Annotated in this window: 25 protein-coding genes and 1 tRNA gene; 13 read left to right on the top strand and 13 right to left on the bottom strand. The window is 72.2% G+C overall.

The features are described 5' to 3' along the window. Window positions 1-60 precede the first annotated feature (60 nt). A complete protein-coding gene (locus AB6V31_RS09105) occupies window positions 61-993 on the bottom strand; it encodes an ROK family protein (protein ID WP_268104500.1) in 933 nt (310 codons plus the stop codon). Window positions 994-1,161: 168 nt separating this feature from the next. Here AB6V31_RS09105 and AB6V31_RS09100 point away from each other — a divergent pair, with 168 nt between their 5' ends. Genes AB6V31_RS09100 through AB6V31_RS09090 form a run of 3 tightly spaced genes read left to right on the top strand, consistent with a single transcriptional unit; the run spans window position 1,162 to window position 5,775 of the window. Then, entirely contained in the window at window positions 1,162-2,214 is a 1,053-nt protein-coding gene (locus AB6V31_RS09100; RefSeq protein ID WP_081349786.1) for a MoxR family ATPase, read from the top strand. Continuing rightward, window positions 2,211-3,467 (top strand): DUF58 domain-containing protein, encoded by a 1,257-nt coding sequence (locus AB6V31_RS09095; RefSeq protein WP_369365192.1) that lies wholly within the window; start codon window positions 2,211-2,213, stop codon window positions 3,465-3,467. Before AB6V31_RS09100 ends, AB6V31_RS09095 begins: the two co-directional genes overlap by 4 nt. Further along, a complete protein-coding gene (locus AB6V31_RS09090; protein ID WP_268104502.1) occupies window positions 3,454-5,775 on the top strand; it encodes a DUF3488 and transglutaminase-like domain-containing protein in 2,322 nt (773 codons plus the stop codon). The genes AB6V31_RS09095 and AB6V31_RS09090 overlap by 14 nt, the downstream gene beginning before the upstream one ends. Window positions 5,776-5,826: 51 nt before the next feature. Here AB6V31_RS09090 and AB6V31_RS09085 read toward each other — a convergent pair. The 4 genes from AB6V31_RS09085 to AB6V31_RS09070 all read right to left on the bottom strand — a co-directional run bounded on the left by AB6V31_RS09085 (window position 5,827) and on the right by AB6V31_RS09070 (window position 9,348). Continuing rightward, a tRNA-Ser gene (locus AB6V31_RS09085) sits at window positions 5,827-5,918 on the bottom strand. A gap of 156 nt (window positions 5,919-6,074) precedes the next feature. After that, on the bottom strand, window positions 6,075-7,001 hold the full coding sequence (locus tag AB6V31_RS09080) for an acetamidase/formamidase family protein (RefSeq protein WP_369365190.1): 927 nt from the start codon (window positions 6,999-7,001) through the stop codon (window positions 6,075-6,077). Further along, the gene (locus tag AB6V31_RS09075; RefSeq protein ID WP_268104504.1) at window positions 6,998-8,422 is read right to left on the bottom strand and encodes an APC family permease; all 1,425 of its coding nucleotides are present in this window, start codon (window positions 8,420-8,422) and stop codon (window positions 6,998-7,000) included. Before AB6V31_RS09075 ends, AB6V31_RS09080 begins: the two co-directional genes overlap by 4 nt. A gap of 35 nt (window positions 8,423-8,457) precedes the next feature. Then, window positions 8,458-9,348: a proline iminopeptidase-family hydrolase gene (locus tag AB6V31_RS09070; RefSeq protein WP_268104505.1), complete on the bottom strand. Its 891-nt coding sequence runs from the start codon at window positions 9,346-9,348 to the stop codon at window positions 8,458-8,460. Between the two features lie 78 nt (window positions 9,349-9,426). Here AB6V31_RS09070 and AB6V31_RS09065 point away from each other — a divergent pair, with 78 nt between their 5' ends. Then, complete coding sequence (locus AB6V31_RS09065; RefSeq protein ID WP_144785775.1) at window positions 9,427-10,170, top strand: FadR/GntR family transcriptional regulator; 744 nt, start codon at window positions 9,427-9,429, stop codon at window positions 10,168-10,170. A 3-nt stretch (window positions 10,171-10,173) separates the two neighbouring features. On the opposite strand, the gene AB6V31_RS09060 is transcribed toward AB6V31_RS09065, so the two are convergent. Both AB6V31_RS09060 and AB6V31_RS09055 read right to left on the bottom strand, forming a co-directional pair. Next, complete coding sequence (locus AB6V31_RS09060; protein ID WP_369365187.1) at window positions 10,174-10,749, bottom strand: GNAT family N-acetyltransferase; 576 nt, start codon at window positions 10,747-10,749, stop codon at window positions 10,174-10,176. Next, window positions 10,746-11,117, bottom strand: coding sequence for a MerR family transcriptional regulator (locus tag AB6V31_RS09055; protein ID WP_295842416.1), 372 nt, complete (start codon window positions 11,115-11,117; stop codon window positions 10,746-10,748). Before AB6V31_RS09055 ends, AB6V31_RS09060 begins: the two co-directional genes overlap by 4 nt. A gap of 118 nt (window positions 11,118-11,235) precedes the next feature. Between AB6V31_RS09055 and AB6V31_RS09050 the strand changes: the two genes are divergently transcribed. Beyond that, window positions 11,236-12,729 carry a SulP family inorganic anion transporter gene (locus tag AB6V31_RS09050; RefSeq protein WP_369365185.1) on the top strand — a complete coding sequence of 498 codons (1,494 nt, stop codon included), beginning with the start codon at window positions 11,236-11,238 and terminating at the stop codon, window positions 12,727-12,729. A 27-nt stretch (window positions 12,730-12,756) separates the two neighbouring features. Here AB6V31_RS09050 and AB6V31_RS09045 read toward each other — a convergent pair whose 3' ends face one another. Further along, window positions 12,757-13,692 (bottom strand): helix-turn-helix domain-containing protein, encoded by a 936-nt coding sequence (locus AB6V31_RS09045; RefSeq protein ID WP_369365183.1) that lies wholly within the window; start codon window positions 13,690-13,692, stop codon window positions 12,757-12,759. Window positions 13,693-14,114: 422 nt separating this feature from the next. On the opposite strand from AB6V31_RS09045, the gene AB6V31_RS09040 reads away from it, so the two are divergent. Then, window positions 14,115-14,456, top strand: a complete 342-nt coding sequence (locus AB6V31_RS09040) for a hypothetical protein (protein ID WP_268104510.1) — start codon at window positions 14,115-14,117, stop codon at window positions 14,454-14,456. Between the two features lie 37 nt (window positions 14,457-14,493). Here AB6V31_RS09040 and AB6V31_RS09035 read toward each other — a convergent pair whose 3' ends face one another. Continuing rightward, window positions 14,494-14,946, bottom strand: a complete 453-nt coding sequence (locus tag AB6V31_RS09035) for a MarR family winged helix-turn-helix transcriptional regulator (protein ID WP_268104511.1) — start codon at window positions 14,944-14,946, stop codon at window positions 14,494-14,496. Between the two features lie 217 nt (window positions 14,947-15,163). Between AB6V31_RS09035 and AB6V31_RS09030 the strand changes: the two genes are divergently transcribed. The 5 genes from AB6V31_RS09030 (at window position 15,164) to AB6V31_RS09010 (ending at window position 19,700) form a co-directional block, all read left to right on the top strand. Next, window positions 15,164-15,352, top strand: a complete 189-nt coding sequence (locus AB6V31_RS09030) for a hypothetical protein (protein WP_268104512.1) — start codon at window positions 15,164-15,166, stop codon at window positions 15,350-15,352. Window positions 15,353-15,525: 173 nt separating this feature from the next. After that, the gene (locus AB6V31_RS09025) at window positions 15,526-16,722 is read left to right on the top strand and encodes a glycosyltransferase (RefSeq protein ID WP_369365181.1); all 1,197 of its coding nucleotides are present in this window, start codon (window positions 15,526-15,528) and stop codon (window positions 16,720-16,722) included. Window positions 16,723-16,799: 77 nt separating this feature from the next. Next, window positions 16,800-17,894 (top strand): type III polyketide synthase, encoded by a 1,095-nt coding sequence (locus AB6V31_RS09020; protein ID WP_268104514.1) that lies wholly within the window; start codon window positions 16,800-16,802, stop codon window positions 17,892-17,894. Window positions 17,895-17,899: 5 nt separating this feature from the next. Continuing rightward, window positions 17,900-18,595, top strand: a complete 696-nt coding sequence (locus tag AB6V31_RS09015) for a methyltransferase domain-containing protein (protein WP_369365179.1) — start codon at window positions 17,900-17,902, stop codon at window positions 18,593-18,595. Beyond that, entirely contained in the window at window positions 18,588-19,700 is a 1,113-nt protein-coding gene (locus AB6V31_RS09010; RefSeq protein ID WP_369365177.1) for an FAD-dependent oxidoreductase, read from the top strand. Before AB6V31_RS09015 ends, AB6V31_RS09010 begins: the two co-directional genes overlap by 8 nt. 167 nt (window positions 19,701-19,867) lie before the next feature. Here the strand turns inward: AB6V31_RS09010 and AB6V31_RS09005 are convergent, their stop codons facing one another. Continuing rightward, window positions 19,868-20,695, bottom strand: a complete 828-nt coding sequence (locus AB6V31_RS09005) for a UbiA family prenyltransferase (RefSeq protein WP_369365175.1) — start codon at window positions 20,693-20,695, stop codon at window positions 19,868-19,870. Window positions 20,696-20,932: 237 nt separating this feature from the next. Here AB6V31_RS09005 and AB6V31_RS09000 point away from each other — a divergent pair, with 237 nt between their 5' ends. Then, on the top strand, window positions 20,933-21,823 hold the full coding sequence (locus AB6V31_RS09000; RefSeq protein ID WP_369365173.1) for an SDR family NAD(P)-dependent oxidoreductase: 891 nt from the start codon (window positions 20,933-20,935) through the stop codon (window positions 21,821-21,823). Between the two features lie 55 nt (window positions 21,824-21,878). Here AB6V31_RS09000 and AB6V31_RS08995 read toward each other — a convergent pair whose 3' ends face one another. Further along, on the bottom strand, window positions 21,879-22,373 hold the full coding sequence (locus AB6V31_RS08995) for a DUF2231 domain-containing protein (RefSeq protein WP_056229941.1): 495 nt from the start codon (window positions 22,371-22,373) through the stop codon (window positions 21,879-21,881). Window positions 22,374-22,444: 71 nt separating this feature from the next. After that, a complete protein-coding gene (locus AB6V31_RS08990; protein WP_056229673.1) occupies window positions 22,445-23,326 on the bottom strand; it encodes a manganese catalase family protein in 882 nt (293 codons plus the stop codon). Between the two features lie 244 nt (window positions 23,327-23,570). Between AB6V31_RS08990 and AB6V31_RS08985 the strand changes: the two genes are divergently transcribed. Next, complete coding sequence (locus AB6V31_RS08985) at window positions 23,571-24,026, top strand: Hsp20/alpha crystallin family protein (RefSeq protein WP_056229676.1); 456 nt, start codon at window positions 23,571-23,573, stop codon at window positions 24,024-24,026. A 203-nt stretch (window positions 24,027-24,229) separates the two neighbouring features. Here the strand turns inward: AB6V31_RS08985 and AB6V31_RS08980 are convergent, their stop codons facing one another. Then, window positions 24,230-24,589, bottom strand: a complete 360-nt coding sequence (locus tag AB6V31_RS08980; RefSeq protein ID WP_056229680.1) for a hypothetical protein — start codon at window positions 24,587-24,589, stop codon at window positions 24,230-24,232. Between the last annotated feature and the right edge of the window lie 101 nt (window positions 24,590-24,690).

Here is a 24,690-nt window from a genome sequence, read left to right as displayed (position 1 = left end):
CGCGGGCCCTCTCGTCCAGATTACGCCCGCCCATCAGCGCGCCACCCTCTGCGGAATCCGTCAGGACTGCAGCGCCAACGCCGCCGCCCCGAGCAGCGGACCGTCTCCGTCGAGGCCCGAGCCGACGATGCGGCAGCGCCGCGCGTACGCGTGCAGCGAGGCGGCCTGGGCGGCCGCACGCACCTGGTCGACGTAGTCGGGCGCGACCTGCGAGAAGCCCCCGGCGATGGCCACGGCCTCGAGATCGCACAGGGTGGCCGCCGCGGCGATGGCCTGTCCCACCGCGGTCGCCGATCGCGTCACAGCGGCGATCGCGATGGCATCCCCCGCCGCGTGGGAGGCGGCGAGATCGAGACCGGTCTCGCCCTGCCAGCCCTGCGTCTTCGCCCAGGCGACGGTGCCCGGCCCCGCGGCCACGGCTTCGAGGGTGGCCGCGACGACCTCGTCGCCCTCGATGGTGCGGACGAAGGTCTGCCCCAGATGACCCGCGTTGCCGCTGGCGCCGCTGACGGGGCGACCGCCCAGCACGAGGCCGCCGCCCACTCCCGTCGACACGACGATCGCCATCGCGTCGTCGCAGCCGACCAGAGCACCGCGCCAGTGCTCGGCGAGGGCGATGCACGTGCCGTCGAGGGCCAGGTGGATCGGGCCGTCCACGAGTCCCGCGAGTACCTCGTCGATGGGCAGACCCGCCGCGAGGGGCAGGTTGAGGGGCGACACCGACCGCGAGGGCAGGTCGACCGGGCCCGCGCTGCCCACGCCGATGGCGGTCACCGTGACCCCGGGGACCGCGGCCAGCGCTGCGGCGGCGGCCTCGCGCACGTGGCGGGCGATCGTGTCGCGGTCGTTCTCGCGACCGGTGGGGCGTCGGGTCACGCTCGCGCGGACCACCTCGCCCGAGGCCGAGACCAGGGCCGCGTCGACCTTCGTTCCGCCGATGTCGACGGCGAGCACGTGGGGGGCGGCGGGCAGGGACGGGGTGGTGTGCGACATGCGCGGGCTCCTCGGGTGGACCAACGCTCCCCGATCCTAGGGGCGCTCCGCTCTCGCCGAGTGCCGCCTGTGCACCCGCGGTATTCCGACCCCGGCTGCCGCGACGCGGGTTACGATCGGGTCACGGCGGCGACGACGCGCCTCCGCCTCCGCGACACAAGGGATGCCATGGACGAGACGGTCACGCCCGAGGCGACCACGCGGCTGCGCCGCGCCGACACCGCCGGCGGCCCCGCCCGCCCCGGGGTCGACACCGCTCTCGACGCAGAGACTTTCGCCCGCCTGACCGGGGAGATCCTGGCATCCGTCTCGAAGGTGATCGACGGTAAGCCCGAGGCCGTCCGCAGCGCCCTGATCGCGTTGCTGGCCGAGGGGCACCTGCTCATCGAAGACGTCCCGGGCGTCGGCAAGACGATGCTCGCCCGGGCGCTCGCCGCCACGGTCGACGCCGACGTCCGTCGCATCCAGTTCACCCCCGATCTTCTGCCCGGCGACATCACCGGCGTGTCGGTGTTCAATCCGGTGCAGCGGCAGTTCGAGTTCACCCCCGGCGCGGTGTTCGCCCACATCGTCATCGCCGACGAGATCAACCGCTCCTCCCCCAAGACGCAGTCGTCGCTGCTCGAGGCCATGGAGGAACGCCAGGTCACCGTCGACGGGCGCACGCACGTCCTGCCCTCGCCGTTCCTCGTGGTGGCCACGCAGAACCCGTTCGAGATGGAGGGCACGTACGTTCTCCCCGAGGCGCAGCGCGACCGCTTCCTGCTGCGGATCTCGATGGGATACCCGGATGCCGCGGCCGAGGCCCTCATGCTCCGTCAGCGCGACGCGGTGAACCCCCTCGACGGGTTGACGCCGGTCGTCACCGCTCGCCAGGTGACCGCGATGATCGCCTGGGCCCGGGGCGTCCACGTGGCCCCCGCGCTCGAGGAGTACGTCGTCGCCCTCGCGCAGGCGACGCGCAGCCATCCCGACATCCGCCTGGGCGCGAGCCCCCGAGCGACCCTGCAGCTCGTCCGCGCCGCGAAGGTCCGCGCCGCCCTCGACGGTCGCGCCTACGTGATCCCCGACGACATCACCGCTCTGCTGTCGCCGGTGTTCGCCCACCGCTTGATCGCCAACCGGTCCGCCGCGGGCGGCCGCGCCGGAGCCGCGGTCGTCGCCGACGCCCTGGACCGGATCGCGACGAGCGTGCGCGTCCCCCTCGCCCCCCGGCCGTGAGCGCCGGCGTGAAGCGCCTGTGGCCCTTCACCCTCCGGGGCACGGGGGCGGTCCTCCTCGCCGTCGCGGGGTTCGTCATCGCGCAACGCGCCGGCATCCCGGAGTTGCTGTACTTCGCGACCCTGCTCGTCGCGCTCCTGGCGGCATCCGCCATCGCTCTGCTGCTGACGCGCGGGACGGGGTCGGTGTCGCGCGTCGTGACTCCCGAGACCCCCGAGGTCGGGGGCTCGGCGACGGTCGTGGTCCGCGCGGGCCTCTCGAGCGCCCTCCCCACCGGTCCGGGCCGGTGGAGCGACACTCTTCCCGCGGGCCTGACCGGACGCGCCGAGGGGGCCTCGGCTCCCCTCGCCTCCACGTTGGCGGGCGGTGCCGGCACGGTCGAGGTGCGCTACGACGTGGTCGGCGCGTCGCGCGGCATCCATTCGATCGGTCCGCTCGAGGTGACCACGACCGACCCGTTCGGTCTGGTGCGTCGGCGACTCGCCCTCGGCCGCACGACCGCGGTGACGGTGGCCCCGGCGATCGTGGATCTCACGCCCCTGCCCTCCGCCTCGGGTGAGGCCGGCGGCACGCGACAGACCGCGGCGCTGCAGCTCGGCCAGGGCGCCGACAACCTCGTCGCGCGCCCCTACGCTCCGGGCGATTCGATGCGGCGCATCCACTGGCGGGCGACCGCGCATCGGGACACCCTCATGGTGCGTCAGGAGGAGCAGGAATCCTCTCCCGCCGCCACGGTCGTCATTGACCGTGCGCTCTCGCGGTGGTCGTCGCAGGCCGCGCACGCCCCCGGGAGCGACCCCGCGTTCGAGACGGCGGTGACCGCGTGCGTGTCGGCCATCGCCCATCTCGTGCACGAGGGCTACACGGTCGACGTCGTCGACAGCGACGGCACGCTCCTCACCGATCCCGTCGAGGGCGGGGACGACGTCGAGGCGCGAGCGGCCGCCGCCGGGTTCGCGAGCCTGCGCGCCCGCGCCGACGACCCCTCCCACCGCGTCGTGCCGGCGACCGTGTCCGCCCTGCTCGGTCCGGTCGTGGTGATCACCGGAATCCTGTCGCCCGAGGACCGCGCGACGCTGGGCGCGGCGGGCCTGCACTCGGCTCTTCCCGTCCTGATCGTCGTGGCCGAGCACACGAACCTCGACGCCCTCCAGGTCGCCGGCTGGCGCGCGACGCACCTGCTCCCGGCCGGGGACGTGGCCCTGGCGTGGGACGACGCGATGGAACAGGGGTACGCCCGTGTCGGCCGCTGATCTCACCGTGCTGCGCTCCCCCCGTCGGCGCCGCGACGCCACCCTGCTGACCGTCGGCCTGTTCGCCGCGATCGCCGCGGCGATGCTGCCGGTCTTCTCGGTCATCGCCCCGGGCGCGTGGGTCGCGGGAGCCGTCCTCGTGGCCGGGGGCGCTCTCGGCGCGGGGCTGATCGTGCGCCTCTCGCGCCTGCCCGCGGTGCTCGCCAGCGTGGCCGAGCTCGTCGTCTGGATCGTCCTGCTCACGGCGATCTTCGGGCGGACGACGGCGATCCTGCTGGTGATCCCCACTCCGTCGACCTTCGCCGCGGTTCCGGGTCTGATCGCTCAGGCCTCGGCCGAGATCCGCGACGGCGTCGCCCCCGTGCCCCCGGACGAGGGCCTGGCGTTCCTGCTGGTCGCGGCGATCGGCGCGCTCGCGATCGTGCTCGACCACGTCGTCCTGACGGCCCGGATGCCGTTGCTCGCCGGGGTCGGACTGGTCGCCGTCTCGCTCATCCCGACGATCGCGATCCCCTCCGACGTCGACATCGCGAGCTTCGTGCTGCTCGCAGCGGCGCTGTTGTTCCTGCTGCGGATCGACACGCGCGCGCGAACCGCGGCCCCGCCCCGACGCGACGGACGCTCGCCCGATCCGTCGCCCCGCCGCCTGTTCGGGGTGTCGGCGACGGCCCTGGGGGTCGCGGCGGTGGCCGTGATCGTCGCCGTGGTGGCCACTCCCCTGCTGCCCCAACCGGGTCTGCGGTTCGCCAGCGGCGGCACGGGCGGGCTGGGAACCACCATCAACCCCAACCTCGAACTCGGAAACGATCTGCGCCAGCCCCGCGACGTCGAGGTGCTCACGGTCCGCACCACGGGTCCGACGGCCCCGTACCTGCGCGCGGTCACGCTCTCGCGCTTCGACGGCGCCGTGTGGCAGCCCGACAGCTTCGACACCGTCGCGGTCCCCCCGAGCGGCGCCGTGTTCGACCGGGTCGGCGTCGACGGCGACATCACCCTCGCCGACTGGACGACCACCGTCACCGTCGATCAGCTCGACAGCCCGTGGCTGCCGGTGCCCTATCCGGCCTCGACGGTCACGGGCCTCAACGGCGACTGGCTCGGCATGCCGCAGAACCGCACGGTCGTCACGCGCGCGGGGTCGACGCGAGAGCAGGTCTACGAGGTGCAGGCGAACGTTCCGCGCCCCACCCTCGAGCAGATCCGTTCCAAGACGGTGGGCGGCACGGATCTCGATCCCGCCCTGACCGCTCTTCCCGCCGACGTGCCGGCCGTCATCGGCGACACCGCCCGCGAGGTGACCGCCAACGCTCAGACGCCGTACGACAAGCTCGTGACGCTGCAGAACTGGTTCCGCAGCAGTCAGTTCCGCTACTCCCTCGATGCCCCGGTCGACGCCGGATTCGACGGGGCGGGCCTCGACGCGGTGGCGCAGTTCCTGCAGGTGCGCGCCGGATACTGCGTGCACTACGCGTCGGCCTTCGCGGTCATGGCGCGAACCCTCGGCATCCCGGCGCGCATCGTCATCGGATATCTCCCCGGCACCGCCTCGAGCCTTCCCCAGCAGGGCGGCACGGAGTACACGGTTACCTCGAGCCAGCTGCACTCGTGGCCCGAGGTGTACTTCGAGGGCATCGGGTGGGTGCCGTTCGAGCCGACGAACAGCCTCGGCGTTCCGACGAACTTCGCCTCGGGCTCGACGGGCGGTAACAACACGGCCCCGAACACCCCGAGCCAGGATGCCGAGACCCCGGCCGACCAGCCCTCGACGGCCCCCTCGACGGCGGCTGAGAACGACCCCGGGGCGCAGACCACCGGCGGCGGCTCGGTGACCGCGCGTCAGAGCACGGCGTGGGTCGCCCCGGTCCTCGGGGTCCTCGCACTGCTGCTGCTCGCCGGGGTCCCGGCCGCGGCCCGGATGGTGCTGCGTCGTCGACGCCTCGCCGCCGCGCGGGCGGGCGATCCGGTGGCGGCGTGGACGGCGATGCGGGAGGACGCGGTGGATCTCGGCATCCCGGTCTCGTCCGCTCTGTCTCCGCGCGCCTTCGCGGCTCGGCTCGTCGAGGAGCAGGGCGCGCCGGCCGAGGACGTCGATCTCCTGCGTGACGCGGTCGAACGGGTGAGCTACGCGGGCGACAGCCTCGACCCCGCTCGGGGACCCGCCCTCGTCTCCGCCGTCGCGGGCGTGCGCGGGGCTCTCGACGCGAGAGCGACGCCGCTGCGGCGGGTGCTCGCGCGGGCGTACCCTCGCTCGCTCGTCGTGCGGCCCGGCGCCGTCGGCGCGGTCGAGCGCGAGAGCGTGTCGCGGTAGTCGCCGCGTGAAAGGCGAAGAGCGCCACCCTCTCGGGTGACGCTCTTCGTGTGGCGGAAGTGACAGGATTTGAACCTGCGAGGCGAGTTACCCCGCCTACATGGATTCCAGCCATGCTCCTTAGGCCGCTCGGACACACTTCCAAGGGACGATCCTACACGGCGCTCCGGCCCCGCTCGAATCGGTGCCGGGTCGCCGCATCCCCGCAGGTACCGCGAGACTGCATCTCGCTGACAAGCCGGTTGCAGGCTGCGCCCCTTTCGTCAACGAGGTGCAGTCTCAGCGGGATTCGGCCCGGGTCAGAGCACGCTCTTCGGCAGGCGGTGAAGGGTCACCGCCCCCACGGCGCGGAACGGATGCAGCGGGTCAGGCGCCTCCGAACCCGTCGGTCCGCCCAGTTCGCTGTGCACGAGGGCGCTCATGACCGCGTACGCGTCCATCCGGTCCCACCCGCGCGCGTCCACGAGATCGTCGAAGACGTCTTCGTAGCCGCGTCGGACGCTCTCCTGCACCGGGTCGCCGAGGCCGACGAAGATCCACTCCTCGTCGGTCTCGACGCGGGGCGCGCGCAGATCGGCATCCGGGATCACCTCGATCGAGACCACCGCGACCCCCGCCGCTTCGATCGCGACGAACGACGACTCGCCTCGGGCCATCACGGCGTGGATGTCGCCGATCGAGAGGAGGGCTCCCTCGACCTCGACGGGCAGGTAGACGGTGGCACCCGGGGCGACGTCGGTGAGGTCCATGTTGCCGCCGAGGGCGGTCGTCGGCATGACCGTCGAGTTCGCCCCGGAGGCGGGCGCTGTGCCGATGCACCCGATCATCGGGCGGGCGGGCACCACGTGCCGATCGGTGAGGTGCACGCCCTCGGCGTCGATCGGGATGCGCCGGCTGACGACGTGATCCGGCATGCGGTGCTGCAGCGCCCCGGCGCCGGGGAGGCTCTGCGACCACCCGTACGCGCCGAGGCGGATCTCGTGGACGTGCACCGCGAGGGCGTCGCCGGGCTTCGCCCCCTCGACGTACACGGGGCCGGTCACCGGGTTGATGGGGGCCTTCAGCGCCCCGAGGTCGCCGTGCTCGTGCAGCTCGGCGTACACCGCGTCGTCGGTCTCGAACGCGATCCTCTCGCCGGTGCCGGGCCGAATGCGCAGCGCCGGGGGCACCGACGCGTCGTAACCCGGGCGACCGTGCTCCTTGCCGAGCCAGTGCTCCTGGGTCATCGGGAGGCGACCTCTCCGCCGCCCTCGCCGGCGGTCGCCGTCGCGTGCTCGGGCAGGGGGCCGGTGGCCCCGCCGTTCTTACGGGCGAAGATCAGGTAGACGATCCCGCCGACGACCAGCCACAGGATGCCGCCGATCTTGGCGGTCATGTCGGCGTTGAGCAGCACGTATCCGATGATCAGGAAGCCGACCAGGGGCACCACGAGGTGCAGCAGGTAGTTCTTCGACTTCTTCTTGCCGAGGTAGTACGCCGCGACCGACACGTGCAGCAGCATGAAGCCGAGCAGGGCGCCGAAGTTCACCAGCGACGAGATGACGGCGATCTGGCCGACGAAGAACAGCACCAGCACGAGCGAGATCGCGCTCACCAGCAGGATCGCCGCCATCGGCACCTGGCGCGAGGTGACCTTCGAGAGGAAGGCGGGAAGGCGCCGGTCGCGGCTCATCGAGTAGAGCAGGCGCGAGGTCGCCGCCTGGGCCGCGACCGCGTTGGCGATACCCACCGCGATGACGTTGACCGCGAGGAAGGCTGTCGCCCACCCGCTGCCGGCGGCCTTGGCCACGAGCACGAAGAACGCGTTGTTGACCTCGTCGTCACCGAAGGCGATCGTGCCGTTCGCGAGAGCGCTGGCGAACCAGGTCTGGGCGATGAAGAGCACCGCGACCACGAGCAGGGCGATGATCATGGCGCGACCGCCCGACTTCCGGTCACCGGTGGACTCCTCGGCCATCGTGGAGATGCCGTCGAAGCCGAGGAAGCTCAGCACTGCGATCGAGAGGGCGGTGGCGATGAGCGCGGGGTTGACCTTCTCGGCATCCCACAGCGGAGCCATCGTGAACTCGGCGCCCGGGATCGTGCCGGACGACAGGGCGACCATGGCGATCACGACGAAGATCACCACGAAGGCGAGCTGGATGGCGAGCATGACGCGGTTGGCGATTTTGATCGAGCCGATGCCGAGCACGTTGATGACGGTGTTGATGACGACGAAAGCCACGGCCCAGATCCACTGCGGCACGTCGGGGAAGATGCCCGCCATCGACGAGGCGGCGAAGACGTAGAGCAACGTGGGGACGAGCAGGTAGTCGAGCAGGATCGCCCAGCCGGCGAAGAAGCCGACCGTGGGGTGCAGGCCGCGACCGACGTACGAGAACACGGAGCCGGCGATCGGGAACGCCTTCGACATCTGCGCGTAGGCGAGGGCGGTGAAGATCATCGCGATCACGCCGGTGAGGTACACCAGCGGAACCATGCCGCTCGCGGCGTTGAACACGACGCCGAAGATCGCCCACGGGGCGATGGGCACCATGAAGACGAGACCGTAGACCACGAGGTCGAAGGTGGACATGGAGCGCTTGAGCTCCTGCTTGTAGCCGAACGACTCCAGCGACTGCTGGGCCTCGGGGGCGGGGTGCGACATCGGGTCTCCTGGTTCGGGTGGGGTGGGGGCGGGTGTCAGGGAAGGGGCGCGAGGAAGTCGGCGATGACCGCGCGGAAGGCGTCGGGCATCTCGAGGTGGGTGCAGTGGCTCGCTCCGGCGAACACGTGGGAACGGGCGCCGGGGATGTGCGCGACGAAGGGCTCCCACGTCTCGGGGGTGGCCTCGTCGAACTCGCCCGCGACCACCAGGGTGGGCACGGCGACCTGGGGCAGGCGGTCGATGATCGTCCAGTCACGGCCCGTCCCGACGACGTGGAACTCGTTCGGGCCGTTCATCGTGAAGTAGACCGTGGGGTCGGCGAGCATCTGCTGCTCGCTGTCGACGAAGTCCTGCGGCATCGGCGTGACGCGGCACACGTGACGCTCGTAGAAGACGCGCGTGGCCTCGGCGTACTCGGGGTCGTCGAGGGTGCCGGCGGCCTCGTGCCGGTCGAGGGCCTCGCGGGCCTCATCGGGGAGTTCGGCGCGCAGTCGCGCCGCTCCCGCGAGCCAGAGGGCCATGGATGCCGGGGAGTTGCAGATCTCGAGGCTCCGCAGCCCCGCGGGCTGACGCACGGCGATCTCGGCGCCGAGCATGCCACCCCACGACTGACCGAGCACGTGGTACTCGTCGAAGCCGAGGGCCTCGCGCAGGTTGTGGAACTCGTCGACGAAGAGCTGCGGCACCCACTGCGAAGCCGGGGCGTCGGGGTGGTGCGAGCTCTTGCCGCACCCGATCTGGTCGTAGTGCACGACCGTGCGCCCGGTCAGATCGGCGAGGGCGTCGAGGTTCGAGACGTAGTTGTGCGCCATCCCCGGCCCGCCGTGCAGCACGAACAGGGGCGCCGCGCCGGTGGGCTCGGACGGTTCGGTCAGACGGGCCCAGGTGTAGCCGTCACGGAAGGGGACGGTGATCTCGCGTTGCATGGAGTCATCGTGGACCCCTTAAAGGTGCGTTGGCAAACCTTTTCTGCGGAATTAACATGGGAGAAACGACGGGAGCCCATGGCCGACACCGACGACGCCTCCCTGGTGGAGCGCGTGACCGAGCGACTGATCACCGCCGTGGCGGTGGGAGAGTTCCTCCCGGGCACCCGTCTTCCCGCCGAGCGCGACCTCTCGCCCCTCCTGGGCGTCGGGCGGACGACGGTGCGCGCGGCCCTCGACGACCTGTCGACCCGGGGCCTGATCGAGCGCCGTCGCGGCCGGGGCGGGGGCACCTTCGTCGCCGAGGACTGGCCCGCGTCGATCGTGGTCGGTGTCGACCGGTGGTTCGAGGAGCGCTGGAGCGACCTCGTCGACGCGTGCACCGCGAGCTCGATGCTGCACTCCTCGCTCGCGCGCCTGGCCGCCGAGCGGCGCACCGACGCCGACATCACCGCGATGCGGGGCCGCCTCGACGACTTCCACGCCGCGGAGTCGGGCGACCCGAAGCAGCGCGCCGACAGTCTGCTGCACCTCGCCATCATCGACGCCGCGCACAACACCGCACTTCGCGACATCCTCCTCGAGCACGAGCGGCACCTCTCGCTCTCGGCCCCGGCCCACCCGTGGGGCGATCGCGGAAGCCACCGCCGCATGGAGACCCGCGCCGCGCGCGAGCACGACGCGATCGTCGACGCGATCGTGCAGGCCACCCCCGACGAGGCCGCCGAGCTCGCCCGCCGACACGTGCAAATCGACCTCGAGCTGTTCACCGAGGCGCGGGAGTTCGCCCGCCGCCGTGCGGCCGAGGCCGCGACCGGCTGAGCCTCAGCCGCGCAGGCGCTCCTCGAGACCCGCGCGCACGGCCGGCCATTCGTCACGCAGGACCGAGAAGTACAGCGTGTCCGAGACGCTCCCGTCGGGGGCGATGCGGTGCTGTCGCAGGCGCCCCTCGCGCGTCGCGCCGAGGCGCTCGATGGCCCGCGCACTGCGCTCGTTGCGCGCGTCGCAGCGCAGCGCCACGCGATTGACCCCCCACCCCTCGAACGCGTGCGCGAGCAGCAGCAGCTTCGCGGCGGGGTTGGTGCGACCGCCCTGGAAAGACCGGCCATACCAGGTCGTGCCGATCTCGACCCGCCCCTGCGCGGGCACGTACTCGTAGAACGTCGTGGCGCCGCGGACCTGGCCGGTCTCGGCATCCCGCACCGTGAAGGCGTACAAACCCGGGGTCGCGTTCTGCTGCTCGACGCGCGCGGCGTAGGCCTCGACCGAGTCCGCCCAGGGCGTGGTCATGCGACTCCACAGCTCGGCGTCGGTCAGCGGCCAGGCCTCGGCCGCGTCGGCGGCTCGAGCAGGAGACATCCGGATGCCGTGACCCTCGAGCGTGATCTCGTGCGCGGTCACCGTGCCTCCAACTGGGCGATGAACTCGTCGGCCGCGGCGACCTTGCGGCGGAGGTCTTCTCGCCGCTGGTGCGCTTCGTCGCGGATGTCGGCGAGCTGCGCGCGGAGTGCGTCGTCGGAGGGGTCCGCCTCGAGACCGTCGACCACGGCCAGCAGCTCACCCATCTGCTCGAGGGAGTAGCCGAGCGGCTTCATGCGGCGGATAAGGAGCAGTCGCGACTCGTCGTCGGCCGTGTAGAGACGGAAGCCGCCCTCGCTGCGGGCCGAGGGACGCAGCAGACCGATCTCGTCGTAGTGACGAAGCGTCCGGATCGACAGCCCCGTCCGCTCGGCGAGCTCGCCGATCTGCATCGGTCGCACCTCGGTCATCGCATCCCCGATCCCGCAACCCTCTCGTTACGGTAGAGTCTCCTTCGTCGCGATCGCGACCCCCCTATTCTTCCCCGCGCCGACGCGGGTCCCCTCCCCTACCTCCTGGAGACTCTCCATGACCTCTGCCATCGCGCGCCCGCGCACCGAGCCCACCGTCCTGCAGGCCCTTCGCTCCCCCCGCCTGCTGACCCGCGAGGTGCTCGCCGGCCTCGTCGTCGCCATCGCCCTCATCCCCGAGGCGATCGCGTTCTCGATCATCGCCGGCGTCGACCCGCGACTCGGCCTGTTCTCGTCCTTCGTCATGGCGGTCGCCATGGCGTTCCTCGGCGGACGCCCCGCGATGATCTCGGCCGCGACCGGCGCGATCGCTCTCGTCATCGCCCCCGTCGCCCGCGAGCACGGGGTCGACTACCTGCTCGCGACGGTGATCCTCGGCGGCATCCTGCAGGTGATCCTCGGCCTGCTCGGGGTGGCCAAGCTCATGCGCTTCATTCCGCGCAGCGTCATGGTGGGCTTCGTCAACGCGCTCGCGATCCTCATCTTCACGGCGCAGGTGCCGCAGCTGATCGGCGTGCCGTGGGCCGTCTACCCGATCGCCGCGGCGGGCCTCGCGATCATGTACCTCCTGCCTCGCGTCACCAAGGTCGTGCCCGCCCCGCTCGTGGCGATCGTGCTGCTGACCGGCGCCGCGGTCGTCTTCGGCATCTCGGTCCCCACGGTCGGCGACCAGGGCGCGCTGCCCGAGAGCCTGCCCGCCCTTCTGATGCCGAATGTCCCGCTGACCGGCGAGACGCTCGCCATCATCCTGCCCTTCGCCGTCGCCATGGCGATCGTCGGCCTGCTCGAATCGCTCATGACCGCCGCCCTCGTGGACGACATCACCGACACCCCCTCGTCGAAGACGCGCGAGTCGCTCGGACAGGGCGCCGCGAACGTGCTGTCGGGTCTGTTCGGCGGAATGGGCGGCTGCGCGATGATCGGCCAGACGATGATCAACGTGAAGGCGTCGGGGGCGCGCACCCGTATCTCGACCTTCCTGGCCGGCGTCTTCCTGCTCGTGCTCGTGCTCGCCTTCGGCGATGTCGTCGCCGTCATCCCGATGGCGGTGCTGGTCGCCGTGATGATCGTGGTGTCGATCGCGACCTTCGACTGGCACAGCATCCGCCCCTCGACTCTTCGTCGGATGCCGCTGAGCGAGACGATCGTGATGATCCTCACGGTCGCGATCACGGTGTGGACGCACAACCTCGCGATCGGCGTGGGCGTGGGCGTGGTCGCCGCCGCCGTCCTGTTCGCCCGCCGGGTCGCCAGCGTCACCTCCGTGACGCGCGAGGTGGAGGGCGACACCGCCCGCTACACCGTGGAGGGCGAGCTGTTCTTCGCCTCGAGCAACGACCTGACGACGAAGTTCGCGTACCACGACGATCCGCGGCACGTGGTCATCGACCTCTCGCACTCGCACGTGTGGGATGCCTCGACGGTCGCCGCCCTCGACGCGGTGCAGACGAAGTACGCCCACCTCGGCACGACGGTCGAGATTGCGGGCATGAACGCCACCGCCGCCCGGTTGCACGCACGCCTGAGCGGAGGGCTCGGCGCCGGGCACTGACCGCGGGAGCCGCCCGAAATCTCGGCTCTACGACCTCAGCGTGGTCGACGGCGTCTCGCCGAACTCTCCGCGGTACATCGCGGCGAAGCGTCCGAGATTCGAGAACCCCCAGCGCGCCGCGATCGCCGCCACCGTCTCGACGGAGGGATCCGCGCTGCGCAGCTCCGCACGCGCGGCATCGAGCCGGACGCGGCGCAGGTACTGCATCGGCGTACGGCCGGTGGCCGCGCGGAAGGCGTACTGCAGACCGCGCGGCGACAAGCGCGCCGCCTGGGCGATGTCCGACAGCACGACCGGCTCGGCCGCGTGGGCCTCGACGTACGCCTTGGCCCGGCGCACCGGCGCGGGCAGGGGGCGCGACGGGCGGCCCGCGGCCAGCGCCTCGGTGAAGGTCGTGGGGAACGCCAGCAGGGACGCCTCCAGAAGCAGGGTGCGGGCCTGCTGCTCGATGATCATGGTGCGCTCGGGCGAGCGCAGCAGGATGTCGCGCGCGTACTCCCAGGTGCGCGACCAGTACCGCAGACGCTGCTCGCTCACCGGCGCGTAACCGGTGGGCCGGACCCTCAGGGTGTCATCGCCGGACATGCGGCGCGCGGCCTCGTCGAACTCGGTCCGCGCGAACGAGACGGCCGTGCCCGCGATACGACCCGTGAACGCGATCTCGAGAGGGCGATCCACCACCATGAACGGCACGGCCGTGTCGATCCGTTCGCGGCGGTACGTGCCCGACACCCGCGGGCCGGCGATGCGCCCCACCACGACCTGATCGAGCGGGTCGGACTCGACGAGCATCGTCGACCCGATCGTGTAGTCGCAGAAAGCGAAACCGGGCTCGGATGCCGCGTGCCAGGCGAGCGCCGGCTGGATTACCTCGGCGCGCGAGATGCGCGCGCCGGGAACCACGGTCTGCCAGAGGTGCTCCACCGTCTCGGCGTCGCGGGTTTCGATGTTGGTGTGCTCCACGCCTTGTTTCCTAAATAGTCCGAGGATGTGCGGCAAGACCATTGCGCCCAGTGGCGGGGGCCACTATGGGAACGCTCTCACGCCCTGCAGGTTCCGGAGACCGCGGCGTCGTGGATGCCCCCCATCCGCTTTCCACGCTATCGCTCATAGGAAAAACAATGCGCAATTCGGCGCATTCGGCCCCGAGGCGCGAATCGACATCCCTAATGCGAAAAATGGACGGCGTCCACATTGACCGCGAGCACGGACGCGGGCGAGCATTCCCCCGCGGCGCGCGTGCCGCACACCGACCGCTCCTCGTTCCCCGGCGGGTGGTCGTCCGGCGCCTCGGGGCGGAGCTCGTGACCCCGCTCCGAGGCGCGGGTCAGCGCCCCATAATGGGAGGGGCCGCCATCCGGCGTCAGCCTGTCGAAGGGATCCTCATGCCGTTTCGGACGATGACCACGCTGCAGGCCTGGGTCGACGACTTCCGGGCCCTCGGCTACGACGACGCGTCGATCCTGCGCGTGATCCCCCAGGACAGCGAGGACGGCGCCGACGCCGGACTCATCGCCGCTCAGCTGAAGAGCGTGTCGACGACGTTCTTCGTCGCGCCGGGGCCGGAGCAGAATTCGACCGAGTGGGCGGTCACCTTCGAACCGCGCGAAGATGCCGCGCCGCTGCCCGCGGGCCGCGTCATGGCCCTGTCCGGCGAACTGGCGACGCTCTCAGCCCTCTGCTCGTTCCTGCAGGCTCGTTCGGAAGCGTTCCTCGCGAACACCTGAGCACGATTCACGCCGCGACCGACCCCGCCGGGGGACCTCAGCCGCCGGCGTGCGCCGTGATGTGCGTGAGCAACCGCGCGACGCGTCGTGCTTCTTCGGGATCGAGTTCGGCGACCGCCTCTTCCACCGCCGCGTCGAACGCGCGCAGCTGCGACCACGGCGGAGTGTCGAGATCGACGATCGCGGTGATGTGGTTGACGCGACGGTCCTCGGCGTCGAGGTCGCGGCGCACGGCTCCGCGCTGCACGAGCCGGTCGATGAGCGTGGTCACGCCGGCCGACGTGATGCCGAGATGGTCGCGGACGTGCGTGGGCCGGGCTCCGGGGTTCTCCGCGACGAAAAGCAGGGCGCGCGCGTCGAGCTCGTTCAGAGACAGCTCACGACGGGCCTCCGCGGCGGCGACGCGACGCGCTTCTCCGTAGGAGAGAAGGGCGCGACCGAGCTCCGACCCCGGCGAGGGGGGAAGCGAAGTATCGGGGGACGAGTGCACGACCCATGATCGTACTCATTCCTGCCCAGCGCGCGCGCAGCTTGCACGGAGCGCCCCCGCGTGTTCCACGGGCCCCCGCCCGGGTGAACCGGGGGCCAAACGCACCCGGTGACGCCTGTCAAGCCGGTCTCGGCCCCCGCCACCGCGGTCTATGACGGAGGAAGAGCCGTCGGGAGACGGCCGGACCCCGTCGGGAGACGGGAATGAGGAGAACACCATGATCTACGGACAGCAGAGCGCACGACAGACGGGCTCGGTGTGGAGTATCGCCATGACGGCCGCCATGGGCAACGGCATCGGCCCGCGCTCGATCGAGGAGACACCCGCGCCGCGCTCGGCGAAGCGGTGGCCCTGGTCGCGTACGGCCCCGGCCGGCGAACCGATGGTCGTCGCGCCCCGCGCCTAATCACCCACCCCTTCACCCGGCGCGTCGGCTTCTTCCCCCGGAAGTCGGCGCGTCGGCTCGTGTCCGGGCGTTCACGCGATGGTCTCCGCCGTGTAACCCACCGCACGGGGTCGAGGCCTCAGCATGGGACGACCGCATCCGCGGTGGTGGATCCCGGCTGGAAAGCGACCCCGATGACCCGACCCGTGCGCGTGCTCTCGCTCTACGAAGGCTTCTTCGCCGGAGGGGCGAGGATCCTGCATTCCGACGTCGTGGCGGGCCTCGCCTCCGACGGATCGCAAGAGCATCGCGTGCTGTCGCTCACCTCGGCCGCGCGCCGCGACGCTTCTCTTCAGTTCGCGCGCGACGACACCCGCTTCCGCCGCCTGCAGGACCGCGGGGTTCGCATCGACACCTTCGACCGTGTCGCGGGCGATCGACCGCTGGCTCCCGAGGAGTTCTCGCGGGTCGAACTGGAGCACGCCGCGCGACTGTTCGACGAGGCCGATGTCATCCTCTCGCTCAAGGAGCAGCCGCTGAGCCTCGTGGTCGCGCTCGAGCGCGCCGGGCTGCTGCCCGACCGACCTGTCGCGGCCTGTCTGCACCGCTCCGACCCCACCCATTCCGGTCCCGCACTGGGCTGGTTGGTCGAGGCCGCCGATTCCGGCGCGGTGAGCGCGACGATCTCGTGCGCCGAATCCACCTCCCGCGCCTACGCGCGCGCCGGCGTCTCCGCCGGTGAGGCGTGGGTCATCGACAACGGCATCGACACCCGCCGCTTCCGCCCCGGCACGCGCGCCGAGCGCCGACGGATCCGCGGGGGTCTCGACATCCCGGACTCCGCCCCCGTCGTCCTGCTGGCGGCGCGCTTCGACGCCATGAAGGACCCGGGGCTGTTCCTCCGCGCCGTCGCGGCTCACGCGCGGACCGCGCCGGGCACGCACTACGTGGTGTGCGGGTCGGGTATGACCCGCACCAACCCCGCGTTCGTCTCGCTGCTGGCCGACAGCGGTGTCGACGACGGGGTGGCCCTGCACGCCCTCGGGCTTCGCGAGGACATGCCGGAGCTGTACCGGATCGCCGACGTCGTCGCGCTGACCAGCGCCTTCGGTGAGGCGTCTCCGCTGTGCCTCGTCGAGGGAGCGGCATCCGGAGCCGTCCCGGTGACCACGGACGTCGGAGACGCGGCGCGCCTGGTGGAGGGGTTCGGGCTCGTGACCGCGCGCGAGGTCGACGCGATCGTCGAGGCGTGGGGAGACGCCCTCGCCCTCGGCCCGGCGTTGCGGGCAGCCGCTCTCGCGGCCCGGGGGCGGATGGACCGGGGACGCATGATCGCCGACTACCGGACGACCGTCGAGGGCCTGCTCGTCTCGCGCATGCTCGCGGCCTGAGACCCGCCACTGTAGACGGCGGGTCGACACGACGCCATCCCCGCCGAGGAGCGGAAGAACCGTGTCTACAGTGAGTCATGACCGCCCGCATCCTCTCGATCGGCACGGCCCTGCCCGACACTCGTGTCGACCAGTCGACCCTGCGTGACCTGTTCGCCGCACAGCCCGGATTCGACCGCAAGGCCCAGCGTCTGGTGGGCGCCGCGTTCGATGCGGCGGCCATCGACACCCGCCACGTGGTGCTCCCGCAGCTCGCGGGCGGTGAGGGCGGAGCGCTCGGGGTCCTCGACGGCGACACCCTGCTCATGCCCCCGACCGGAGCGCGCAACGACGAGTACCGCCGCACCGCTCCGCCCCTGTCCGCGGAAGCCTCACGGGCCGCGATCGCCGGGTCGGGACGGACTCCGGATGCCATCACCCACGTCGTGACCGTCTCGTGCACCGGCATGTTCGCGCCCGGACCCGACTATCACCTGGTCCGCGATCTCGGCCTCTCCCCCACCGTCGAGCGCTACCACCTCGGCTTCATCGGCTGCGCGGCGGCGATCCCGGCCCTGCGCCTCGCGGCGCGCATCGTCGGCGACGACCCCGACGCGGTCGTCCTCGTGTCGTGCACCGAACTGTGCTCGCTGCACTGGCAGACCTCGTCCCACCCCGACCAGATCGTCGCCGCCTCGGTGTTCGCCGACGGGGCGGGGGCCGCGGTCGTGGCATCCGGAGACCCCTCCCGGGCGGGCTTCGACCTCGACGGTTTCGCGACGCACGTGACCGACGAGGGCGAGAAGGACATGGCGTGGACCGTCGGCGACTCGGGGTTCGAGATGACGCTGACCCCCGAGGTTCCGCGCATCATCGGCCGCGAGATCTCGGCGATCGCCGCCGACGTGATCGGCGACCTCGACGAGGTCGACGCGTGGGCGGTGCATCCCGGCGGGCGCAGCATCCTCGACCGGGTGGAGAACGCCCTGTCGCTGGATGCCACGGCCCTGGCCCCTTCGCGGGAGGTGCTGCGTCAGCACGGCAACATGTCGAGCGCGACGCTGCTGTTCATCCTGCGCGACCTGCTCGCGGACTCCGCGCGTGGCGACGGAGACCGCGTCGCGGCTCTCGCGTTCGGCCCGGGGCTCACGGTGGAGGCGGCACGTCTGACGCTGCGCCGCCCGGCGGCGTGACGGGGTTGTCTCAGCGCGACGTCGCGCTGACCGAGCTGATGGACGACCCCGACTGCGATCCCCGGGCGCTGGCGGCGACCTACCGCCGATTCGACCTCGTGAACCGCCTGGTCTCGGCCTGGGGGCACGTCTACCGCACGCGGGTGCGCCCCGAGCTGCGCGCGCTCGGTCGCCCCGCGCGCATCCTCGACCTGGGGTGCGGTGGAGGGGACGTGCTCGTGCGGCTGGCGGGTTTGGCCGCGCGCGACGGCTTCACGGTGAAGTGCGTCGGAGCCGACCCCGATCCGCGCGCGATCTCAGCCGCTCGCGACCGCGGCCGCCTCGGGGTGCGCTTCGTCGCGCAGGACTCGACGGCCCTGCTCGCCGCCGGGGAGCGTTTCGATCTCGTCATCTCGAACCACGTGCTGCACCACCTCGACGCGGCGGCGCTGGCGAGTTTCACCGGCGACTCGCTCGCCCTGTCGACCGGCACCGTCCTGCACGCCGACATCGCCCGCGGGCGTCTGGCGTACGCCCTGTACGCCGTCGGCATCGCGCCGCTGTCGGCGGGCACGTTCCTGCGCGTCGACGGCCTCCGTTCGATCCGCCGCAGCTATCGCGCGCCCGAACTCGCCGCGGCTCTCGGCTCGCCCTGGCGCGTGGAGACCCCGGCGCCGTTCCGGGTGCTCGCGATCGCCCGCGGGGAGGCCGGGAATGACTGAGGTCCTCGTCGTCGGCGCCGGCCCCGTGGGACTGGCGTTGGCCGCCGACCTGCGTGCGCGCGGCGTCGACGTCGCCCTCGTCGAGCGCCGCACCGAGGTCGGCGCGGGAACGCGGGCGATCGGCATCCACTCCCCCGCCCTCGCCCTGCTCGAGGCCTCGGGCGCCACGGACGGGATCCTCGACCGCGCGGAGCGGATCGCCCGCGGAGAGGCGCGGGCCGGCGGACGCTTGCTCGCCGCGATCCGCTTCGACCGCCTGCGGGCGCGGCATCCGTACGTCGCGGCGCTGCCGCAGTCCGACACGATCGAGGTGCTGACGGCCCTGGCCCCGCCGGTGCGGCGCGGCGTGACCGTGGAGTCCCTGCGACAGGACGACGACGGCGTGCGGGTTGGGGTCGCGGGCGGCGGCGAGCTGCGCGCGAAGGTCGTGGTCGTGGCCTCCGGATGGGCGGGACGCTCGCTGGTGTACCGCGACGGGGCCGTGCGCACCCACCACTACCCCGACCGCTACGTCATGGCCGACGTCACCGCGCCGGGCGGACCGATCGCGCGCGTGCACCTCGAGCGCGACGGCGTGGTCGAATCGTTCCCCCTCCCCGGCGGGCGCCGACGGCTCGTCGCCTGGGCGGGTCGGGAAGAGGTTCCAGATGCCGCGGGCTTCCTCCACGACGCCGTGGCTCGACGCACGGGGCTCGAGGTCGACACCGCGGGCGCCTCGACCTTCGGCGTCCGGCGGGCGGTGGCTCCCGCACTGCGTCGGGGCCGGGTGATCGTCGTCGGCGACGCCGCGCACGAGGTGAGCCCGATCGGCGGACAGGGCATGAACCTCGGACTGCTCGACGCGCTCACCCTCGCGCCGCTGCTTGCCCCGTGGGTCCGCGCGGGCGACGAGGCGGGCCTGGACCGTTGGGAGCGCGACCGGCTCGCGTCCGCCCGCCACGCCGCGCGCCTGGCGTTCCTCAACACCCTGCTCGGTCGGGCCGCCGCCCCCGTCGCGCACGCAGTGCGTACCGCGGCGCTGCGCGCGGGCCTGCGTGGACCGGGCGGGGCGCTGTTCACCCGGGCGTACGCGATGCGGTTCGACCGGGCGGCACCCGGGACCTGAGCCGCCGGGCGGGGAAGACATGGTCGGGGGAAGACGTGCACAGCGGCGGATGCCGTGCGCGGCACGCCGCCGAAGACGCCGTTGCCGCGGCGTGCCGGGGTCGGCGCCCGCCGTTGGACGCGGCCGACGATCAACCGGCCTCATCCGCGACGTCGATCGGCCGAGTCTCAGGCGGCCACGAGCTGGGCGGCCAGCACCAGGGCGGCGAGCATCGTGAGTTGGAAAACCGCGCGCCCGGGAGGGCGCACAAACACCAGCACCGCGGCGCCGACGGCGAGCGCGAGCACGGCGACGAAGAAGGCGACGCCGAGGGCCGTGGCATCCGTCCCGAAGAAGACGGCGAGCGCCCCGGCGGCGATCCCCACCGCCGCGAGCACCACGGAACGGCGCGCGCCCAGTCGATGCGGCAGGCCCCACACCCCCGTGCGGCGGTCGTCGTCGAGATCGCGGACGACGTTGGTCAGGTGGACGGCGGCACCGAGGGCCGCCCCCGCCAGCGACGCCCACCACGCCGCGAGCATCGGCGGCGAAAGGGACAGGGTCGCGAACGAGGGGAAGAGTCCGAAGCTCAGCACGAAGGGCGCAATCGAGACGGGCGTCGACTTGAGCCCCGCGTTATAGGCCCAGGCCGAGGCGAGAGCGACGGCGTGAGCAGCGACGAGGCCTGGTCCGAGCGGCAGCGACAGCACGACGGCGAGGATCGCGGATGCCACGGCCACCGCGAGCGCGCGCTCCGGGGTGACCGCTCCCCCGGCGATGGGCTTGTCGGTGCGTCCGACCGCGGCGTCGCGGGCACCGTCGATCGCGTCGTTCGAGAGACCGACCGAGACCTGACCGGCGAAGACCGCGGCGACCAGCACCGCGAGGCGCCACGGCTCGACGCCCGCCGCGATGCCGAGGGCGAGCGACAGGACGGTCACGACGAGCGTGGGCCCGGGGTGGGTCGCGCCCCACAGGGCCCGCAGGGGCGACCTCGGGGTCACGCTATCCGTCACGCGTCCGACGCTACCGCGCGGCGGCGGTTCGCCGGCCTCCGTCGTGCATAGCGGCGGAGATCTTTCACGACGCGCCGCGGACCGGCATCCGGGGACGGCGTGTCGACCGCGCGGCCCGCCGTCGTGCACGCGCCGGTGGCTGCCGCCGTCCGTCAACCCCCGCGGCATCCGACCCGTCGCCGCCTACCGTCGCGAGAGCCGGGGCAGCAGCGTTCCGCACAAGCCTCGAGGAGCCCGATGCCCCAGGTCGTCGTCATCACCGGAGGATCCCGAGGGATCGGCCGCGCCACCGCCCTGCGCTTCGCCCGAGCGGGGGCGCGTCTCGTGCTGGTGGCCCGAGACGATGAGGCGCTCGCGTCGGCCGCGGCGGAGTGCCGAGCCCGCGGCGCCGAGGTGCAGACGGCGTCGATTGACCTCGCCCGCGCCGATGGCCCCCGGCGCGCTGTGGACCTCGCTCTGATGCGGTTCGGGCGGATCGACGTGTGGGTCGCCTCCGCCTCCGTCTTCTCGTACGGCTCGGTCGAGGACACCCCCGACGAGGTGCGCGACCGCGTCATCGAGACGAACCTCACCGGGCACATGCGCGCGGCCCGCGCCGTCATCCCCCATTTCCGCGCGGCGGGCCGGGGCACGATCGTCTTCGTCGGCTCCCTGTACTCGCAGGTGGCGGGCCCGTACGTCTCGTCCTACGTCGCCGCCAAGCACGGACTGCTCGGGTTCACGCGGTCGCTGCGGCAGGAGATGCTCGCGCATCGCGGCATCCGGGTGAAGATCGTGCTCCCGGCGAGCATCGACACGCCCATCTACCAGCGCGCCGCCAACTCGACGGGGCGCACGCCCTTCCCGCTCCCGCCGGTGGTGTCGGCCGACCGCGTCGCCCGGGCCATCGTGCGGGTGGCGCGCGGACCCCGACACGAGGTCGGGGTGGGAGCCGCGCAGTTCGTGACCCGCCCCCTGCAGTTCTTCGCTCCGCGCGTGTACGACCGCTTCATCCGTGCGCTGCAGCAGGCCCTGGGGCTGCGCCGTCGCCCCGCCGCAGCGACCACCGGAGCGGTGCTCACCCCGCAGCACGACCCCGGCGCGGTGAGCGGGGGCTGGTCGCGCATCCCGCTTCGCCGCCCGCGCTGACCAGACCGGGAAGGACCCCGGAGGCCATGGGGCATCCGGAGTCCCGTGGACAGCTTCAGGCTGCGGTCTCGAAGCCCTCTCGCTGCGTGTTCTCGTCGGCGACGCGGACGCCCCAGCGGTAGGCGAGCTTGCCGCCGAGCCAGCCCGAGACGCTCAGGCCCGCCGCGGCGATCGCGCTGAGCAGGAACGCCACCACCGGCACGCGCCCGAGGTCGAGCAGTCGCACGACCAGCCCGATCGAGAACAGGACCATCGCCGTGACGTTCAGCACGAGATGCGCGAGCGCGGTGCGGTGAGCGGGGGTGCCCTTCGGGATGCGCGACATGTCGAGCAGCCCGAGCACCGAGGCGCCCACGGCTCCCCCGAGCCCGATGGCGATGAGCCAGCGCGAGCCCTGCGCGAATCCACGCGGATCGTCGGCGGCCAGGCCGAGCAGATCGAACACCAGGCTCGACGACCAGGCCCCGATAGGGATGGTCACCGCCACCGGGTGGAACGGGTGCCCGTACGGCCCCGCCACGATCGCCCGGGGCACCTTGGCCGCTCGCATCGCGGGTAAGCTCGCCCCGCTCCGCGGCGCCGAGACCGTCGAGGGCCCCGGCGTCGCGGCATCCGTCCCGCTCATTCCTTGTGCAGCGCGTCCTGCGCGCGCCCGGCGAGCTTCTCGACCGTGTTCGGCAGCTCGGTCGTCCCGTAGAACCGCACGTCGGGCTTGGTGGGCGGGGGCATGGGCACGCCCGCGGGGGGCTCGGGCAGGTAGGTGAACTCGCCCTTGCCGTCGGGCGTCGGGCCCGAGGCCCACGTGCCGTCGCCGGCCTGGGCACCGTCGCTGAAGTTGATGTACTGGTACGCCACGTCGCGGTCCTCCTTGTCGAGAGGGAAGTTGCTGGGCACGGGGAGCTTCTCGTAGCCCTCGGCCTGCAACTCGGCGGCGGCCGCTGCCCACTGGTTCTGGTGCATGGTGTCGCGCGCCAGCAGGAACGCGAGCAGATCCTTCACGCCGTGGTCGTCGGTCTGGTGATAGAGCCGCGCGACCTGCACACGGCCCTGCATCTCGGCGTTCGCGTTCGCGGTGAAGTCGGCGAGCAGATTGCCGCTCGCGGTGATGAAGCTCCCCTGCCACGGGTTGCCGTTGGAATCGACGGGGCGCGCGCCGGCGCCCGCGACGATCCCGTGCTGGATGTCAGTGCCGCCGATCACGGCCGCCACGGTCGGGTCGTCTTGCACGGCCTCCTCGGTGATGCCGAGCGGCGACTTCTCAAGCAGCTGGGCGATCATGATCGCGAGCATCTCGACGTGGCCCATCTCCTCCGCGCCGATGCCGAACACCAGGTCGCGGTACTTGCCGGGCATGTGCATGTTCCAGGCCTGGAACTGGTACTGCATCGCGACGGAGATCTCGCCGTACTGCCCGCCGAGCACCTCCTGGAGTTTGCGGGCGTAGACCGCGTCGGGCTTGTCGGGGGTGGCGGAGTGCTGCAGTTCTTGCCGGTGGAAGTACATGTCTCTCCTCACGGCGCCGGGGGGATGGCCGGGTGACCGGTGGCGCGTGAGTGCTACGAAACGTCTGTTTCCGCCCTTCACGCGCGGGGGTTGTGGGGCGCCGCGGCGTGGGCCACAATGGCGCGCCCGAGTCTTGGCACTCTCATGGGGTGAGTGCTAATCTGAATGCAGTTGAGCCGTATCGACTCAACTTCACAGAACATCCGGGATGCCGAGTCCCGACCGATCGAAAAGGAGAACGACCATGGCCACCTACGACCCCTTCCGCGACCTCGACCGCCTCGCGTCGACGCTCCTCGACGCCCGCCGCGGCGGTGGTCCGCGACGGATGCCGATGGATCTCTACCGCGACGGCGACCACTACGTGCTGGCCGCAGACCTGCCCGGTGTCGACCCCGGCTCGGTCGACATCGACGTCGACGGCCAGCTGCTCACCATTCGCGCCGAGCGCACCCTCGGCTCGGGTGAGGGCGTCAAGTGGATCACGCGTGAGCGCGAGACGGCGTCGTTCGTCCGCCAGCTCAACCTCGGCCAGGGCATCGACACCGACGGCATCAGCGCGTCGTACCGCAACGGCGTGCTGAGCGTGACGATCCCCGTCAGCGAGAAGGCGAAGCCCCGCCGCATCGCCGTCTCGACCGACGAGCGCGACGGCGTCATCGAGGCGCACGAGAGCACGCCTCAGCTGATCGAGCAGTAACGGCGCGACCTCGAGGGGCGGTCCTGCGGGGCCGCCCCTTTCGCGCGCCTGGGCGCGATGACGACGTCGCTTGTCAAGGGTCTGGCCTTTGCGCCCGCGCGATCGGAGAGTGCCGCAGTGCCCTGCCCGTCCGTCGCCGCGTGCGCGAGGGACACAGCGAAGCCCCGGGCGTCGCGAACGGGCCCGGGGCATTCGAAGGTGGGTCAGAGGTCTTCGGGAGCGAGATCGCCCTGGCCTTCTTCGCCGAGTTCGACCACGCCCGGGTCCATGCCCTGGGAGTCGGTGCCGGTGGACTCGGGGTGGATGTCCTCGAGCGGGATGTCGCTGTCATCGGCGGGGATCTCCGCCGGGTCGGCGCCCGTCGCGGTCGCCGGGTTGATGTCGTCGGGGTCGGCGCCCTCGTCGAGGGCCGTCGTGGCGTCCCACTCCGCCTGCGCGGGGTCGAGCGTCGGGTCGGGCTCGATCGAGGTGTCGCCGTCGCGCAGGGGCTGCACGCCCGCGATACCCACGTCGGCGGCCGGGGTCGTCGCGTCGGGGGTCGGGTCGATCGAAGCGTCGCTCATGGGGGGTCCTTTCGTGGGACGCACGTCACCGCCGGGATCAGCGGTCCCCTCATCAAACGGGGCGCACCGCCCGCGACCCCGCCCCTTGACACGCACGTCCC

Origin of the sequence: Microbacterium sp. 16-032 (genome assembly GCF_041079455.1) — a bacterium.
GTDB lineage: Bacteria > Actinomycetota > Actinomycetes > Actinomycetales > Microbacteriaceae > Microbacterium > Microbacterium testaceum_A.
The sequence above is the reverse complement of the archived record's forward strand: the minus strand, read 5'-3'. Positions and strand labels throughout refer to the sequence as shown.

Bases quoted from the DNA above. Each gene is read 5' to 3' on its own strand.
- AB6V31_RS09105 (WP_268104500.1), bottom strand. From the start codon at position 993: ATGTCGCACACCACCCCGTCCCTGCCCGCCGCCCCCCACGTGCTCGCC.
- AB6V31_RS09100 (WP_081349786.1), top strand. From the start codon at position 1,162: ATGGACGAGACGGTCACGCCCGAGGCGACCACGCGGCTGCGCCGCGCC.
- AB6V31_RS09080 (WP_369365190.1), bottom strand. From the start codon at position 7,001: ATGACCCAGGAGCACTGGCTCGGCAAGGAGCACGGTCGCCCGGGTTAC.
- AB6V31_RS09075 (WP_268104504.1), bottom strand. From the start codon at position 8,422: ATGTCGCACCCCGCCCCCGAGGCCCAGCAGTCGCTGGAGTCGTTCGGC.
- AB6V31_RS09070 (WP_268104505.1), bottom strand. From the start codon at position 9,348: ATGCAACGCGAGATCACCGTCCCCTTCCGTGACGGCTACACCTGGGCC.
- AB6V31_RS09065 (WP_144785775.1), top strand. From the start codon at position 9,427: ATGGCCGACACCGACGACGCCTCCCTGGTGGAGCGCGTGACCGAGCGA.
- AB6V31_RS09055 (WP_295842416.1), bottom strand. From the start codon at position 11,117: ATGACCGAGGTGCGACCGATGCAGATCGGCGAGCTCGCCGAGCGGACG.
- AB6V31_RS09050 (WP_369365185.1), top strand. From the start codon at position 11,236: ATGACCTCTGCCATCGCGCGCCCGCGCACCGAGCCCACCGTCCTGCAG.
- AB6V31_RS09040 (WP_268104510.1), top strand. From the start codon at position 14,115: ATGCCGTTTCGGACGATGACCACGCTGCAGGCCTGGGTCGACGACTTC.
- AB6V31_RS09030 (WP_268104512.1), top strand. From the start codon at position 15,164: ATGATCTACGGACAGCAGAGCGCACGACAGACGGGCTCGGTGTGGAGT.
- AB6V31_RS09025 (WP_369365181.1), top strand. From the start codon at position 15,526: ATGACCCGACCCGTGCGCGTGCTCTCGCTCTACGAAGGCTTCTTCGCC.
- AB6V31_RS09020 (WP_268104514.1), top strand. From the start codon at position 16,800: ATGACCGCCCGCATCCTCTCGATCGGCACGGCCCTGCCCGACACTCGT.
- AB6V31_RS09010 (WP_369365177.1), top strand. From the start codon at position 18,588: ATGACTGAGGTCCTCGTCGTCGGCGCCGGCCCCGTGGGACTGGCGTTG.
- AB6V31_RS09000 (WP_369365173.1), top strand. From the start codon at position 20,933: ATGCCCCAGGTCGTCGTCATCACCGGAGGATCCCGAGGGATCGGCCGC.
- AB6V31_RS08995 (WP_056229941.1), bottom strand. From the start codon at position 22,373: ATGCGAGCGGCCAAGGTGCCCCGGGCGATCGTGGCGGGGCCGTACGGG.
- AB6V31_RS08990 (WP_056229673.1), bottom strand. From the start codon at position 23,326: ATGTACTTCCACCGGCAAGAACTGCAGCACTCCGCCACCCCCGACAAG.
- AB6V31_RS08985 (WP_056229676.1), top strand. From the start codon at position 23,571: ATGGCCACCTACGACCCCTTCCGCGACCTCGACCGCCTCGCGTCGACG.
- AB6V31_RS08980 (WP_056229680.1), bottom strand. From the start codon at position 24,589: ATGAGCGACGCTTCGATCGACCCGACCCCCGACGCGACGACCCCGGCC.